This window comes from Psychroflexus sp. MBR-150 (assembly GCF_053628795.1).
Genome location: NZ_JBRJHB010000008.1, coordinates 69,643 through 83,378 on the forward strand (window position 1 = coordinate 69,643; position 13,736 = coordinate 83,378).

Annotated in this window: 11 protein-coding genes; 9 read left to right on the forward strand and 2 right to left on the reverse strand. The window is 33.4% G+C overall.

Features of this window, described 5'->3' with window-relative positions; all coding sequences use genetic code 11:
- Window positions 1–45: 45 nt before the first annotated feature.
- Genes yidC through ACSSV5_RS06370 form a run of 3 tightly spaced genes read left to right on the forward strand, consistent with a single transcriptional unit; the run spans window position 46 to window position 3,689 of the window.
- Window positions 46–1,920, forward strand: coding sequence for a membrane protein insertase YidC (gene yidC, locus ACSSV5_RS06360; protein ID WP_454245222.1), 1,875 nt, complete (start codon window positions 46–48; stop codon window positions 1,918–1,920).
- A gap of 5 nt (window positions 1,921–1,925) precedes the next feature.
- Window positions 1,926–2,981, forward strand: coding sequence for a nucleoid-associated protein (locus ACSSV5_RS06365; RefSeq protein WP_454245223.1), 1,056 nt, complete (start codon window positions 1,926–1,928; stop codon window positions 2,979–2,981).
- Window positions 2,982–3,032: 51 nt separating this feature from the next.
- Entirely contained in the window at window positions 3,033–3,689 is a 657-nt protein-coding gene (locus tag ACSSV5_RS06370) for a hypothetical protein (RefSeq protein ID WP_454245224.1), read from the forward strand.
- A gap of 2 nt (window positions 3,690–3,691) precedes the next feature.
- Here the strand turns inward: ACSSV5_RS06370 and trhA are convergent, their stop codons facing one another.
- Window positions 3,692–4,318 (reverse strand): PAQR family membrane homeostasis protein TrhA, encoded by a 627-nt coding sequence (trhA, locus tag ACSSV5_RS06375; protein ID WP_454245225.1) that lies wholly within the window; start codon window positions 4,316–4,318, stop codon window positions 3,692–3,694.
- A gap of 9 nt (window positions 4,319–4,327) precedes the next feature.
- A complete protein-coding gene (locus ACSSV5_RS06380) occupies window positions 4,328–6,457 on the reverse strand; it encodes a S9 family peptidase (protein WP_454245226.1) in 2,130 nt (709 codons plus the stop codon).
- A gap of 160 nt (window positions 6,458–6,617) precedes the next feature.
- Between ACSSV5_RS06380 and ACSSV5_RS06385 the strand changes: the two genes are divergently transcribed.
- The 6 genes from ACSSV5_RS06385 (at window position 6,618) to ACSSV5_RS06410 (ending at window position 13,735) form a co-directional block, all read left to right on the forward strand.
- Window positions 6,618–7,295 (forward strand): OmpW/AlkL family protein, encoded by a 678-nt coding sequence (locus tag ACSSV5_RS06385; protein ID WP_211066060.1) that lies wholly within the window; start codon window positions 6,618–6,620, stop codon window positions 7,293–7,295.
- A gap of 130 nt (window positions 7,296–7,425) precedes the next feature.
- Complete coding sequence (locus ACSSV5_RS06390) at window positions 7,426–10,056, forward strand: DNA gyrase/topoisomerase IV subunit A (protein WP_211066061.1); 2,631 nt, start codon at window positions 7,426–7,428, stop codon at window positions 10,054–10,056.
- 3 nt (window positions 10,057–10,059) lie between these two features.
- On the forward strand, window positions 10,060–10,752 hold the full coding sequence (gene cmk / locus ACSSV5_RS06395; protein ID WP_211066062.1) for a (d)CMP kinase: 693 nt from the start codon (window positions 10,060–10,062) through the stop codon (window positions 10,750–10,752).
- A 105-nt stretch (window positions 10,753–10,857) separates the two neighbouring features.
- On the forward strand, window positions 10,858–11,154 hold the full coding sequence (locus ACSSV5_RS06400; protein ID WP_211066063.1) for a hypothetical protein: 297 nt from the start codon (window positions 10,858–10,860) through the stop codon (window positions 11,152–11,154).
- Complete coding sequence (gene mutL / locus ACSSV5_RS06405; protein ID WP_454245227.1) at window positions 11,151–12,989, forward strand: DNA mismatch repair endonuclease MutL; 1,839 nt, start codon at window positions 11,151–11,153, stop codon at window positions 12,987–12,989. The genes ACSSV5_RS06400 and mutL overlap by 4 nt, the downstream gene beginning before the upstream one ends.
- Complete coding sequence (locus ACSSV5_RS06410; protein WP_454245228.1) at window positions 12,986–13,735, forward strand: rhomboid family intramembrane serine protease; 750 nt, start codon at window positions 12,986–12,988, stop codon at window positions 13,733–13,735. The genes mutL and ACSSV5_RS06410 overlap by 4 nt, the downstream gene beginning before the upstream one ends.
- Window position 13,736: the final 1 nt, after the last annotated feature.

The following is a 13,736-nucleotide window of genomic DNA, read 5'->3' on the forward strand; positions in this document are numbered from 1 at the left end:
CAAACAAATTGTTGATTTTTGCAAATTGTTAATTAAATTCTTGAAATGGAAAACAAAAAAGTAGATATAAATACTGTTATTGGATATGTGTTGATTGCAGGTTTGTTGTTTTGGATGATTTATACACAACAGAGCAATCTATCTGAAAATCCACCAAAAGAAGATAATAAACAAACAGAAGTTGTCCAAGATAAACCTGAGCAAAACACCACTGAAGCTCAATCTTCAGAAAATCAAACTCCACAAACTCCACAAAACGATTCGATTAGAAATAGCCAACTTCAAACTTTAAAAGGCAGTTTTGACTATGCCAATATCAATGCAGAAGATAACCTAACAACACTCGAAAACGAAGTTATTCAGCTTAAAATTTCCAATAAAGGCGGACAAGTTGTGGAAGCTAAAATGAAACAATTTGATTCCTACAAAGGTGATCCGATTTATCTTTTAAAAAATGATAATGCCAAGTTCAATATTCAATTTCAAGATAAATCTGGTCGTTTAATCAATACTGCAGATTATTATTTCACGCCAAAATTGACTGAAACTGATAATGGTCAAAGGCTATCGATGAAGCTTAAAGTTTCTGAAGATCAATATCTAGAATATGTATATCAGATGAATCCAAACGATTATATGTTGGATTTTGATATTTATTCACAAGGTTTAAAAGAAGTCGTCAACACATCTCAAAACCCTCAAATCAATTGGTTTTTAAAAGCTTATCGCCATGCTAAGAGTATATCATATGAAAATCGTTACACAGAAATTGTTTACCAATACGATGGTGATAAAGATGATTATACCAGTCAGGGTGATGTTGCCGAAGAAGAAGAAAAGTTAGTCGATTGGATAGCTTATAAACAACACTTTTTTACAAGTATATTACTCAATGATCAGCCTTTTGAAAAGGCCAAAATGATTTCAAGAAACTTGGTTCAAGATGATGAAGTTGATACGCTCTATACCAAATCATTTGAATCTCAAATACCACTAAAATTCAAAAATGGTGAAATAGTAGAATCTATGAATTTTTACTATGGACCAGCCGATTATAAGGTTTTAAAAAAATACGATAGAAATTTAGATGAAATTGTGCCAACGGGTTGGGGGATTTTTGGCTGGATCAATGAAAATGTTTTTATTCCATTTTTTGAATTTCTTAGCAGTGTTTTGCCAAGTTATGGTTTAGCTATTATTTTAATGACTATTGTGGTTAGAATTGTTTTGTCGCCAGTGCTTTACAAATCTTATCTGTCTCAAGCCAAGATGAAAGTCTTACGACCAGAAATCAATGAAATTAACGAAAAATACAAAGATAATGCAATGAAGCGTCAGCAAGAAACTATGGCCTTGTATAGCAAAACAGGTGTTAGTCCAATGAGTGGATGTTTGCCTGGATTGCTTCAAATTCCAGTATTTTATGCATTATTTCAGTTTTTTCCAAGTGCGTTTGTTCTAAGACAAAAAAGCTTTTTGTGGGCAGAAGATTTGTCTTCTTACGACTCTATAGCAAGTTTGCCATTTCATATTCCTTTTTATGGAGACCACGTGAGTTTGTTTCCTATTCTGGCTTCTATTGCTATATTTATTTATATGACGATGACTACGGGGCAAAATATGCAAACCTCTCAACCGGGAATGCCAAATATGAAAATCATTATGTATATTTCGCCTGTTGTGATGTTGATTTTCTTTAACAATTATGCGAGTGGATTATCACTGTATTATTTTATCTCAAACTTGATTACAATCGGAATTATGTTGGTGATTAAAAATTATATCATTGATGAAAATAGAATTCTTGCTAAAATTGAAGCCAATAAGAAAAAACCTAAAAAGAAAGGCAAATTTGCTCAAAGAATGCAAGATATGATGAAGCAAGCTGAAGAGCAAAAACGTTTAAAAAATAAAAAATAAAACTTATGCTAAATTTATATTCCGCACAGATTGAGCATTTGTCCATTCATCGTGTAGGAAACAAAAGTCGTAATGAAAACTATTTTCTATCAAAAGATCCTTTTACCATTGATGACGAATTGATGCCATTGCTGAAAGAGTATTTTTTTAAACCTTTTAGAGACAAAGAAGAAAATTACTATCAATTCAAGCACGAAACCGATTTAGAATTTCACGAGTTATATCAAATGATTCGTAAAGGCTTTAATAATCCTTCGGAACTTCATCAAATCTCAAAACATATTACCAAATATTTGTTTGAACAATCTAAACATCAGCACATCAAAAGTGGTGAAGTTTATGTGACTTATCTTGAAAATGTTTTAGTTGACAACCAAAAGGTAGAAGCTATCGGGATTTTTAAAAGTGAGCTTAAACACGATTTTTTACAATTTGACAATGATCAAGACAACCTAAAACCGAGATTAGAACAAGGTGTGCATCTCAACAAATTAGACAAAGGTGCTTTGATTTTAAATGTAGAAAAAGAAACAGGCTACAAAGTTTTATCAATAGATTCAAATAAATACGATACCAAATATTGGTTAGAAGAATTTCTCGGCATTGATTTTTTTGCTGATGAAAATTTTTATACCAAAAAGTATTTAAAATTTTGTGAGAATTTTGCCAAAGACGTTGTTAGACCTGCCGAAGATAAACAACAAGAAATGATGTTTATGAATAAAGCTGTCAATCATTTTGCCAGTAATGAAGACTTTGAAGAAACTAAATTTCTCAATGAAGTTTTAGACAATCCAGAATTGCACCCAGAGTTTAAAAACTACAAAACCGACAAAGCAGCCAAATATAATATCGAAGATTTGTCGAGTTTTCCAATCTCTAATACAGCCGTAACTTCTGCACGTAAAAAGATGAAAAACGTGATTAATCTCGATACCAATGTGCAAATAAAAATGGACTTTGTCCATTCAGAAACCGCTGAAAAATACATTGAAAAAGGTTGGGATGAAGATAGACAGATGTATTATTATTTAGTTTATTTTAATAAAGAAGAACGCTAAGTTTCTTAATTTCAATTGGTTTTTATTATATTTGGATAAACTGACCAATTGATGAAAGTTATATCCTGTATTTGTTTTGTGTTGATTACTGCAGAAATAAGCTATGGGCAAAGTGAATTTAATCATTCTGCAAAAGTTTATTTTTCTGAACAAATTGCTTTAAATATCAATGCTTATAAATATAAAATAGACAAAGCTGAAGCAGCCAAAAACTACAGAAAAGTGGCTCAACTTTATAGAGAATTTATCAATCAAAAGTTAATTGGCTCATATCTTGATAATTTTAATGTTGACTGCTTTAATCGACGAAAAAACAACTTAGGCGATTTTGAAAAACCATTAGTCTTATTAACTTACGCAGATTGGGCTGGACCATTTGATGAACAAATTGAATTGTACAATAGTTATGCTGATGATTTGCATGATAAAATAGACTTTTTAGTTCTTATTTGGGGCGATAAAAAGAAAGCACGTCGATTGAAAAAAGCTTTTCACAGAAAAACAGAAATTTTGTACGTCAATGAATTGAGAAATAGAGATGAACACACTGTCAGAATGCTAAAACATGCCTTGGGAGTTCCTACTTTAATTGTAACCAATACTGAAAAAAAGATAATTGACATCATGAAACTTACACCGACTTTTCCTAACTTGTTTGAATATGATTTTGAAAAAAGATTTACTAAAGCTATACAAAAAATAGATTAACTTCAGCTTATAATCTCATAAATCATCAAGAAGTGAGACAAACTTCCCAACAACACAAACACATGCCAAATCACGTGATGATATTTAAGTTTATGCATTACATAAAATATAACCCCAAGGGTGTAAAATAAACCACCTAAGCCCAAAAACAATAAACTTAAAGCATCCATATTTTGGTAAAGTGTATCAATGTCAATCACGATCAACCAACCCATGGCCAAGTAGAGTAGAAGTGATATTTTTTCAAATTTTCCTGTAAAAAATAGTTTTAAAACCAAGCCCAAAAGGCTTAATCCCCAAACTATAGCTAAAATCAAATCACCATGGCTGTCTTTTAGTATTGTCATGCAAACAGGTGTGTAAGTGCCAGCAATGAGCATATAAATGCTAATATGATCAAACTTTCGTAAGAGTCTTTTGTAAGCTACATTTTTTACAGAATGGTAAAGAGTTGATGCGGAAAACAATACAATCAGACTTAACCCATAAATTAAAATGTAAATGAAATTAATTTTAGTTGAGTTGTAATTTAACAATAAAAAAACTAACCCAATCAGGGATAAAATTATTCCAAAACCATGAGTTAAAGCATTGTAATATTCTTCTTTATTCGATTGGATTTTACTCAATTTTACGATTTATTCGGTTATGTTTTCTAAATGTAACAAAAATGTATAATCTCTAGCCACTTCTTTTAATCTATCAAATCTGCCCGAAGCACCAGAGTGTCCAGCTTCCATGTTGGTGTAAAACCAAAGTAAGTTGTCATCGGTTTTGTAGTCTCTAAGTTTGGCTACCCATTTTGCAGGTTCCCAGTATTGCACTTGAGAATCGTGTAAACCTGTAGTAACAAACATATGAGGATAGTTTTGCTTTTCAACATTGTCATAAGGCGAATAAGATTTGATGTAGTTGTAATATATTTTATTATTCGGATTTCCCCATTCGTCGTATTCACTGGTTGTCAATGGAATACTTTCGTCTAACATGGTGGTTACCACATCCACAAATGGCACTTGAGCAACTATACCATTGTAAAGCTCGGGAGCCATGTTGGCAACTGCACCCATCAGCAAACCACCAGCTGAGCCACCCATAGCATACAAATGTTTTGGTGAAGTGTAATTTTCTGCAATTAAGAATTTTGAGACAGCTATAAAATCGGTGAATGTATTTCTTTTATTAAGCATTTTACCATTTTCATACCAATCTCTTCCAAAATATTCGCTGCCGCGTATATGGGCTATTGCAAAAACAAAACCACGGTCAAGAAGTGAAAGCCTGCTGTAAGAAAAATAAGGATCAATTGTAGCACCATAACTTCCATAACCGTATTGTAATAACGGATTATTGCCGTCTCTTTTCAAACCCTTTTTATAAATTATAGAAATTGGAATACGCTCTCCATCTTCGGCTGTAGCAAATAAACGTTTGGTTTCATAATTGTTTTGATTAAAGTTTGGGTCTTGAACCGTTTTTTGTTTTAAAATTTTTAATTGTTTCTTGGTCATGTCATAGCTCATCACAGAAGAAGGAACATTCAGAGAAGTATAAGTAAATCGCAATTTATCGGTATCAAACTCAAGATTCACACTTGTGCCAACGGTATATGTTTCGCTGTCAAAGGGTATAAAATAATCTTTTTTGTTATCCCAAGATATGACATGGATTTTACTTAATCCATTATGGCGTTCAGTGGTAACAAGATAATTTTTAAAAATATCGATGTTTTCAAGCAAAACATTTTCGCGGTGAGGAATAACTTCTGTCCAGTTTTTTTCCGAAGTATTGTCAAGAGAAGTTTTCATCAATTTGAAGTTGGTTGCATCATTTTGATTGGTGAGAATATAAAATGAATCATTGTAATGAGCAATACTATATTCCAAGTTCCGCCGTCTTTGAGTGAAAGTTTTAAACTCTTTTTCGGGAGTGTTGGCATTTAAAATTTTATAATCATCTGAAGTTGTACTACTTGAACCTATAATGATGTATTGTTGAGATTTGCTTTTATAAACATAAGTATAAAAAGTTTCATCGGTTTCTTCATAAACCAATTCGTCATTTTCAGGATCAGTGCCTAAAATATGTTTATAAATTTGATAAGACCTCAAGGTTTCAGGATGCTGTCTTGTGTAGAATAATGTCTTATTATCATTTGCCCAAGCACTTCCACCTGTTGTATTTTTAATTGAAACAGGTAAAATTTCATCAGATTCTAAATTTTTGAAGTGAATGTTGTATAATCTTCTGCCAATGCTATCAACTGCAAATGCTGCAATTTTATTATCAGGACTTACATTTAGATTAGAGAGATTATAATATGAATGTCCTTTTGCTAAATTATTGACATTAAAAAGCACTTCTTCCTTAGCATCTAAAGTCTCTTTTTTACGAGTATAAATCGGATAATTTTTGCCGGTTTTATATTTTGTGATATACCAATAGCCATTATACTTATAAGGCACGCTTTTGTCGTTTTCTTTAATGCGTGATTTTATTTCTTTGAACAGATTTTCTTCAAGCACTTTGGTTCCAGCAGATTTCTCTTTATAGTAAGCGTTTTCACTTTCCAAATAAGAAATCACTTTAGGATTGTTGCGTTGATTCATCCAATAATAAGGGTCAACACGTTTGTCGTTGTGTTTTTCTAAGACAGTATCAATTTTTTCAGCTTGTGGTGGAAGAGTTGATGTTTGCAATTTTTTATCATTTTTACAAGAACTTACAAAAATAAAACAACACAAGCACAAAAGGAATAGATTTTTCATAACATTATTTTGATACCGAATATACATAAAAGTTGATTAGATAGTTGAAAAAAACACATGCAGTTGAATTTAACTAACAAGTATTAGTTAAACTGATTATGGTCATATTTTGGGTTTAATGTCAATATTATTTTCGCGTTAAATTTTAAAATCATAAATCATGAAATCTTATTTTTTAGTAGTATTAGCTTTATTAACTTTTAGTGGAATTAACGCTCAAGACGATAGTTCAAAACCTGAAAAAGACTATAAATGGCAAGTCCGTTTAAGAGGTTTGGTTATTGCACCAAATGAGTCGGCTGATATAGGAATTATAGGTGGTGATGCTCAAATTTCAACATCTTATGTTCCTGAGTTAGATTTCACCTATTTCTTCACCAAAAACTTTGCGGCTGAGTTGATTCTATCTACTGCTGAACACGACGTCAATACTGTGGGTTCAGATATTTCAGCTATTGGCGGACCTACAAGTACAAATATTGATTTAGGAAGCGTGTGGCTTTTACCGCCAACACTTACGGCTCAATATCATTTGCACGTCAACGATGTCTTCAAACCTTATGTTGGTGCGGGTATCAATTACACCTTATTTTATAGTGAAGATGAAGGACCTGTAGTCAAAGGAATTGATTACGATGGAGCTGTAGGTTTTGCACTTCAAGGTGGTTTTGACTTGATGATAAGCGATCGTTTCTTTTTAAATATTGATTACAAAAAATTGTTTTTAAATACCGATGTTACTGTAGATGCATCAAATTTAGCTGACGGCTTAGAAATACCAGCCGATGTAGATATCGACCCTGATATTTTTGCTTTTGGTATAGGAATGAAATTTTAGTTTTTCATAAACTTTGTTTTCTTAAAAAGAGTTGGCAAAATGTCAACTCTTTTTTCATTTCGGCATTCTTTTACCTTCGCTTTTTTCACAATATATATTACATTTGTGGAATTAAAAATCAAATCACTTCATGAACGAAGAGGAAAACGATAAGCCTTTAGACCCATTAGAAAATTCTCAACAAGACGAGTTAGTTAAAGTAACTGGAATGTATGAGGATTGGTTTTTAGACTATGCCTCTTACGTGATTTTAGAACGAGCCGTTCCAGCCATTGAAGACGGATTTAAACCTGTTCAGCGTCGTATTCTTCATTCGATGAAAGATTTAGATGATGGTCGCTACACCAAAGTTGCCAATATTGTCGGTCACACTATGCAATATCATCCACATGGCGATGCGAGTATTGGTGATGCTATTGTTCAACTCGGTCAAAAAGATTTATTGATAGATACCCAAGGAAACTGGGGAAATATTCTTACTGGCGATAGTGCTGCCGCTTCTCGATATATCGAAGCCCGACTGTCTAAGTTTGCTTTAGATGTGGTGTTTAATCCTAAAACGACACAATGGCAAATTTCTTACGACGGACGCAAAAAAGAGCCTGTCCATTTACCAGTAAAGTTCCCTATGGTTTTGGCTCAAGGAGTTGAAGGTATTGCTGTTGGGCTTAGCACGCGTATTTTACCACATAATTTTAATGAATTAATCGACGCCTCAATCAAACACCTCAAAGGTGGTCGATTTAAATTGTATCCCGATTTTCCTTCTGCAGGAATTATGGATGTGACCGATTATAACGACGGTCTCCGAGGTGGAAAAGTCAGGATAAGAGCCAAAATCAATATCCGCGACAAAAAAACTTTAGAAATCACAGAAATCCCTTACGGTACGCATACCACTTCTCTGATAGATTCAATCTTAAAAGCTAACGAAAAAGGTAAAATTAAAGTCAAAAAAATTGAAGATAATACCTCGTCTCAAGTTGAAATATTAGTGCATTTGCCCACCAATATTTCTCCAGATAAAACCATTGACGCACTTTATGCTTTTACCAATTGCGAAGTCTCTATTTCACCTTTAAGCTGTGTGATTATTGAAGACAAACCACAATTTTTGCCAGTCAGTGAATTGTTGAGACAAAGCACTGACAAAACGGTTCATTTGCTCAAACGAGAATTAGAAATCAAACTCGGTGAACTTGAAGAACAATGGCATTTTGCATCATTGGAACGTATTTTTATAGAAAATCGTATCTATCGAGATATTGAAGAGGAAGAAACTTGGGATGGCGTCATTTCAGCCATTGACCAAGGTTTAAAACCGCATATCAAACACCTGAATCGGGCTGTTACCAAAGACGACCTTGTGCGTTTAACTGAAATTAAAATTAAACGCATTTCTAAGTTTGATTTAGATAAAGCCCAACAAAAAATTGAAGCCCTTGAAGGAGAAATAGAAACGGTAAAACATCATCTAAACAACCTTACCGATTATGCTATTGCACATTTTGAACGCCTTAAAAAAACCTATGGGAAAGGTCGTGAAAGACAAACTGAAATAAGACCTTTTGAAGATATTGAAGCTTCAAAAGTGGTCATCAGAAACACCAAACTTTACGTCAACAGAAAAGAAGGCTTTATCGGGACTTCATTGCGTAAAGACGAATATGTATTTGATTGTAGCGATATAGACGACATCATATGTTTTACTGAAGATGGCAGTATGATGGTAACCAAAGTAGATAAAAAAGTATTTGTTGGCAAAAACATCATTTATGTTGGGATTTTTAAGAAAAAAGACAACAGAACCATTTATAATTATATCTATAAAAATGGGAAGAACAATGTCAATTATATGAAACGTTTTGCGGTAACTTCTATTACAAGAGATCGCGTTTATAAATTAGCACAAGACGACAAAAAATCTAAAGTGCTTTATTTTTCTGCCAATCCCAATGGCGAAGCTGAAGTAGTAACCATTTATTTACGCCAGAAAAAAGGGATGAAAAAACTTAAGTTTGACTTAGATTTTTCTGATTTAGATATCAAAAGTAGAAGTGTGAAAGGTAATATTGTTACTAAACATCCTATCAAAAAAATTGAACTTAAAGAAGAAGGCGTTTCAACTTTAAAACCCCGAAAAATATGGTTCGACGAAACGGTTAGACGAATTAATGTTGATGAAAGAGGTGAATTGCTTGGTGAATTTAGAGGTGAAGATCGCATTTTAATTATTACTCAGTCTGGAAAATTAAAAACCATAAGACCAGAATTGACAACACATTTTGAAGACGATATTATTGTTTTAGAAAAATGGATTCCTAAAAAACCCATTTCGTTGGTTTATTGGGAAGGCGAAAAAGAACGCTTTTATGTCAAACGATTTTTGGTTGAAAACGAAGAAAAAGAAGAAACTATTATTACTGAACATCCCGATTCTCAATTAGAAATAGTGTCCACAGATTATATCCCAAGAATAGAAATAGAATATACCAAAGAACGCGGAAAAGACCGAAAACCCAATGAAGTTGTTAACTTACAAGAGTTTATAAGCATTAAAGGGATCAAAGCTATGGGCAATCAGCTAACCGCTGAAAAAGTCAATCAGATTGACTTGATAGATCCCATTCCTTTTGAACCCGAAGAATCTACACCTGCTGATGAAATTGATGTGGTTGATGAAGAACACATTTCTTCAGATAAAGATGATGATAATGATAAGCACCAATCATCAGATAACAGTCAACCTACTTTATTTTAAAACATGACAAAAACTCAAGTGATTGCAATAGACGGCTATTCATCTACAGGCAAAAGCACTGTAGCAAAACAGCTGGCACAACATTTAAAATTTGTATATGTCGATTCAGGTGCTATGTATAGAACAATTACTTTATTTGCTTTAGAAAATCATTGTTTTGAAAATGGCAAATTAAATGCTTCAAAATTGATGGCTCAATTAGATGATATAGATATCGATTTTAAGTTTGATAACAATTCTCAAAACAGTACGATTTTACTAAACCAAACTAATGTAGAAAAAAACATTCGCGGTATGCAAGTCTCCAACTACGTAAGCTATGTGGCCGAGCTACCAGAAGTTAGACAAAAATTGGTTGAATTACAACGAAAAATGTCTAAAGAACACAACCTTGTTATGGACGGTCGCGATATTGGTAGCGTGGTTTTTCCCGATGCAGATATTAAATTTTTTATGACTGCCAGTGCTGAAGAGCGTGCAAAACGTCGCTTTGATGAGCTTCAACAAAAAGGCGAACAAATTACTTTTGAGGAAGTTTATCAAAACATCCAAAAACGAGATCAAATTGATACCACGCGTCAACATTCGCCACTTATTCAAGCCAAAGACGCTATAGTAATTGACAATACCAATTTGACAAAAGAAGAACAATTTGAGTTGATGTTATTAAAAATTAGTGAACGCATCAACCTTTAGTTAAACTATCTATTGTCATAAAATTTTAATTCTATAAGTTTAAAGTTTTGTCAATTAAAATAAACTTCATTGGTTTTTCGTATTTTTGAACTATAAGAAATATTTATGTTTAAAATTAAAACTTTCAAACTTCGTAAAAACGAACGCTATAATTACACGCCGAGATATTACAAAGGAAAAGATGAAGGCAATATCTACGATTTTGATTCGCGTTTTGCAAAGTTTAAAAACACACCAAATCAAATTGATTTTGGCTCGCATTGGGCTGAAGCTAGGAGAAACAGCCGTACGCGTGGTAACCGCAGTTTAAATAAACGCGTGTTATTGATTGCGACTATTCTTATTCTTATATTTTTGTGGATTATAGATTTTGACTTGTCTATTTTTACACAACAGCAATGAACGATAGCATAAAATTACTTCCAGATCACGTCGCTAACCAAATTGCAGCGGGTGAAGTTGTGCAACGCCCAGCTTCAGTTGTTAAGGAATTATTAGAAAATGCTATTGATGCAGAATCTTCAAATATCACTTTAATTATTAAAGACTCTGGTAAAACTTTGATTCAAGTTATTGACGATGGCAAAGGTATGACTGCTACAGATGCTCGAATGGCTTTTGAACGACACGCAACTTCAAAAATTAGTTCCGCCGAAGATTTGTTTGATTTGCACACCAAAGGCTTTCGGGGTGAAGCTCTTGCCTCAATAGCTGCCGTAAGCCACGTTGAACTCAAAACCAAAAGAATAGAAGAGGAGACAGGCACACAAATAATAATTGAAGGCAGTGAAGTCAAAGCCCAAGATCCTTGTGTTTCGCCAACAGGCACTTCAATTGCGGTTAAAAACTTATTTTATAATATCCCAGCTCGGCGCAATTTTTTAAAATCAGACCAAGTTGAGCAACGCCATATCATCGATGAATTTCAACGTGTGGCTTTAGCTCACCCAGATGTTGCTTTTAGACTTATTCATAATGGTAGTGAGTTGTTTCGTTTGTTAGATAGTAATTCTCGCCAACGGATTGTTGGAATTATGGGCAAAAAGATTAATGAAAACCTCGTACCGCTTCAAGAAGAAACCGATTTGCTAAAAATCAGCGGGTTTGTGACAAAACCTTCTTATGCTAAACGCAGTCGAGGTGAACAATTCTTTTTTGTGAACCAACGTTTTATCAAAAATTCTTATTTGCATCATGCTATTATTCAGGCTTTTGAAGGTTTGTTGAAACCTAAAACCCATCCGTCTTATTTCATTTTTTTAGATATTGACCCCAAAAGCATCGATATTAATATTCATCCTACAAAAACTGAGATAAAGTTTGAAGATGAATATGGTATTTATGCCATTTTAAGAAGTGCGGTAAAACACAGTTTAGGACAATTTAATGTGGCACCTGTTTTAGATTTTGAGCGCGATAAAAGTTTAGATACCGATTATCGCACCGAAAAATCCAATGCTAAATTGCCTAAAGTAGAAGTGGATAGAAATTTTAATCCTTTTCAAGACCAACCCAAATCACGTTTGAGGTCGCCACAACATCATCAGGGTTCAGATTCAACTTGGGAAACACTATATTCGGGGTTAACCGATGACGTTGAAACCTCAGAGGATTTTCAATTTGAAAGTAAAATACAATCTGAACAACTCTTTGATAATACAGATCAACAACAGCATACATTTCAACTTATGCAAAAGTTTATTGTGTCTTCAGTTTCATCAAGGCTTATAATTGTAAATCAACATCGGGCTCATGAACGTATTTTATATGAGCAGTTTTTAAGTCAAATCACACAAGAAGCTGGACACTCTCAACAATTGATGTTTCCATTGAGTTTAGAACTTTCGTTAGAAGAAGTGAATTTACTTGAATCTCTTAGTGAATCTTTAGAACTCACGGGGTTTATGTTTGATTTTTCAAAATCTGAACAAGGAGTCGTTAACATCAATGGCATTCCGAGTATGTTGATTGAATCTCAAATTTATGACGTGATAGACGAACTCATTGCCGATTTTAAAGCTGGTATTCCTGATTCGGGCTTTGACCGTAACAACCGTTTGTCTATGATTATGGCTAAAAACATGGCCATAGCCAATGGAAAACCTTTAAAAACAGAAGAACAACAAGATATTATAAGTGCCTTATTTTCTTGTAAAGAACCTTCTGTTTCTCCTACAAACCAACCTGTTTTTGTTCTTTTGAATGAAAACGCCATAGATAAAATATTTAGAACATGAACAGACTTACAGATACTGTTAAAACTATACTCATCGCTAATGTGATGTTTTTTTTAGGCTCGCAATTTATGGGTGATGTAGCTTATAAATTTTTTGCCCTTTGGTATCCAGAAAACCCCAATTTTGAATATTGGCAATTGGTAACGCATATGTTTATGCACGGAGGTGTGACACATATTTTTTTCAATATGTTTGCATTGTTTATTTTTGGTAGTGTTCTTGAAATGAATGTCGGTCAACAACGCTTTTTGTTTTTATATTTTTCAGCAGGTTTGGGTGCAGCTGGACTTCAAATTTTGTTTAGTTATTTTGGATTTAGGGAAGCCTACCAATATTATATAGACGCTGGAATTACGCCTTCTCAAATACAATCTGTTTTAGATTCTGCTATTGAGACTGGTCAATACCGAACCTATGGAATTTCTAATGAAATAAGCAACCAACTTATTACTAATTACTCTGTACCTATGGTTGGTGCTTCTGGTGCTATCTTTGGAGTTTTGGCAGCCTTTGCTGTGATTTATCCTAATATGCCTTTGTATATTATTTTTGTTCCTATTCCTATAAAAGCTAAGTATTTAATCGGAGGTTATTTTGCGTTGAATGTGATTTCAGCTGTGACAGGAAGTTCGTTGGCTGGTCCATCAAATACAGCCTATTGGGCTCATATTGGTGGTGCTGTTATTGGATTTATCACAATGTGGGTGTGGAAGAAAAATCAGTTTAATCAAAACCGATGGAATTGAC

Coding starts and splice junctions, on each gene's coding strand:
- ACSSV5_RS06400 (WP_211066063.1), top strand. CDS start 10,858: ATGTTTAAAATTAAAACTTTCAAACTTCGTAAAAACGAACGCTATAAT.
- ACSSV5_RS06385 (WP_211066060.1), top strand. CDS start 6,618: ATGAAATCTTATTTTTTAGTAGTATTAGCTTTATTAACTTTTAGTGGA.
- ACSSV5_RS06380 (WP_454245226.1), bottom strand. CDS start 6,457: ATGAAAAATCTATTCCTTTTGTGCTTGTGTTGTTTTATTTTTGTAAGT.
- ACSSV5_RS06410 (WP_454245228.1), top strand. CDS start 12,986: ATGAACAGACTTACAGATACTGTTAAAACTATACTCATCGCTAATGTG.
- ACSSV5_RS06370 (WP_454245224.1), top strand. CDS start 3,033: ATGAAAGTTATATCCTGTATTTGTTTTGTGTTGATTACTGCAGAAATA.
- mutL (WP_454245227.1), top strand. CDS start 11,151: ATGAACGATAGCATAAAATTACTTCCAGATCACGTCGCTAACCAAATT.
- cmk (WP_211066062.1), top strand. CDS start 10,060: ATGACAAAAACTCAAGTGATTGCAATAGACGGCTATTCATCTACAGGC.
- ACSSV5_RS06365 (WP_454245223.1), top strand. CDS start 1,926: ATGCTAAATTTATATTCCGCACAGATTGAGCATTTGTCCATTCATCGT.
- ACSSV5_RS06390 (WP_211066061.1), top strand. CDS start 7,426: ATGAACGAAGAGGAAAACGATAAGCCTTTAGACCCATTAGAAAATTCT.
- yidC (WP_454245222.1), top strand. CDS start 46: ATGGAAAACAAAAAAGTAGATATAAATACTGTTATTGGATATGTGTTG.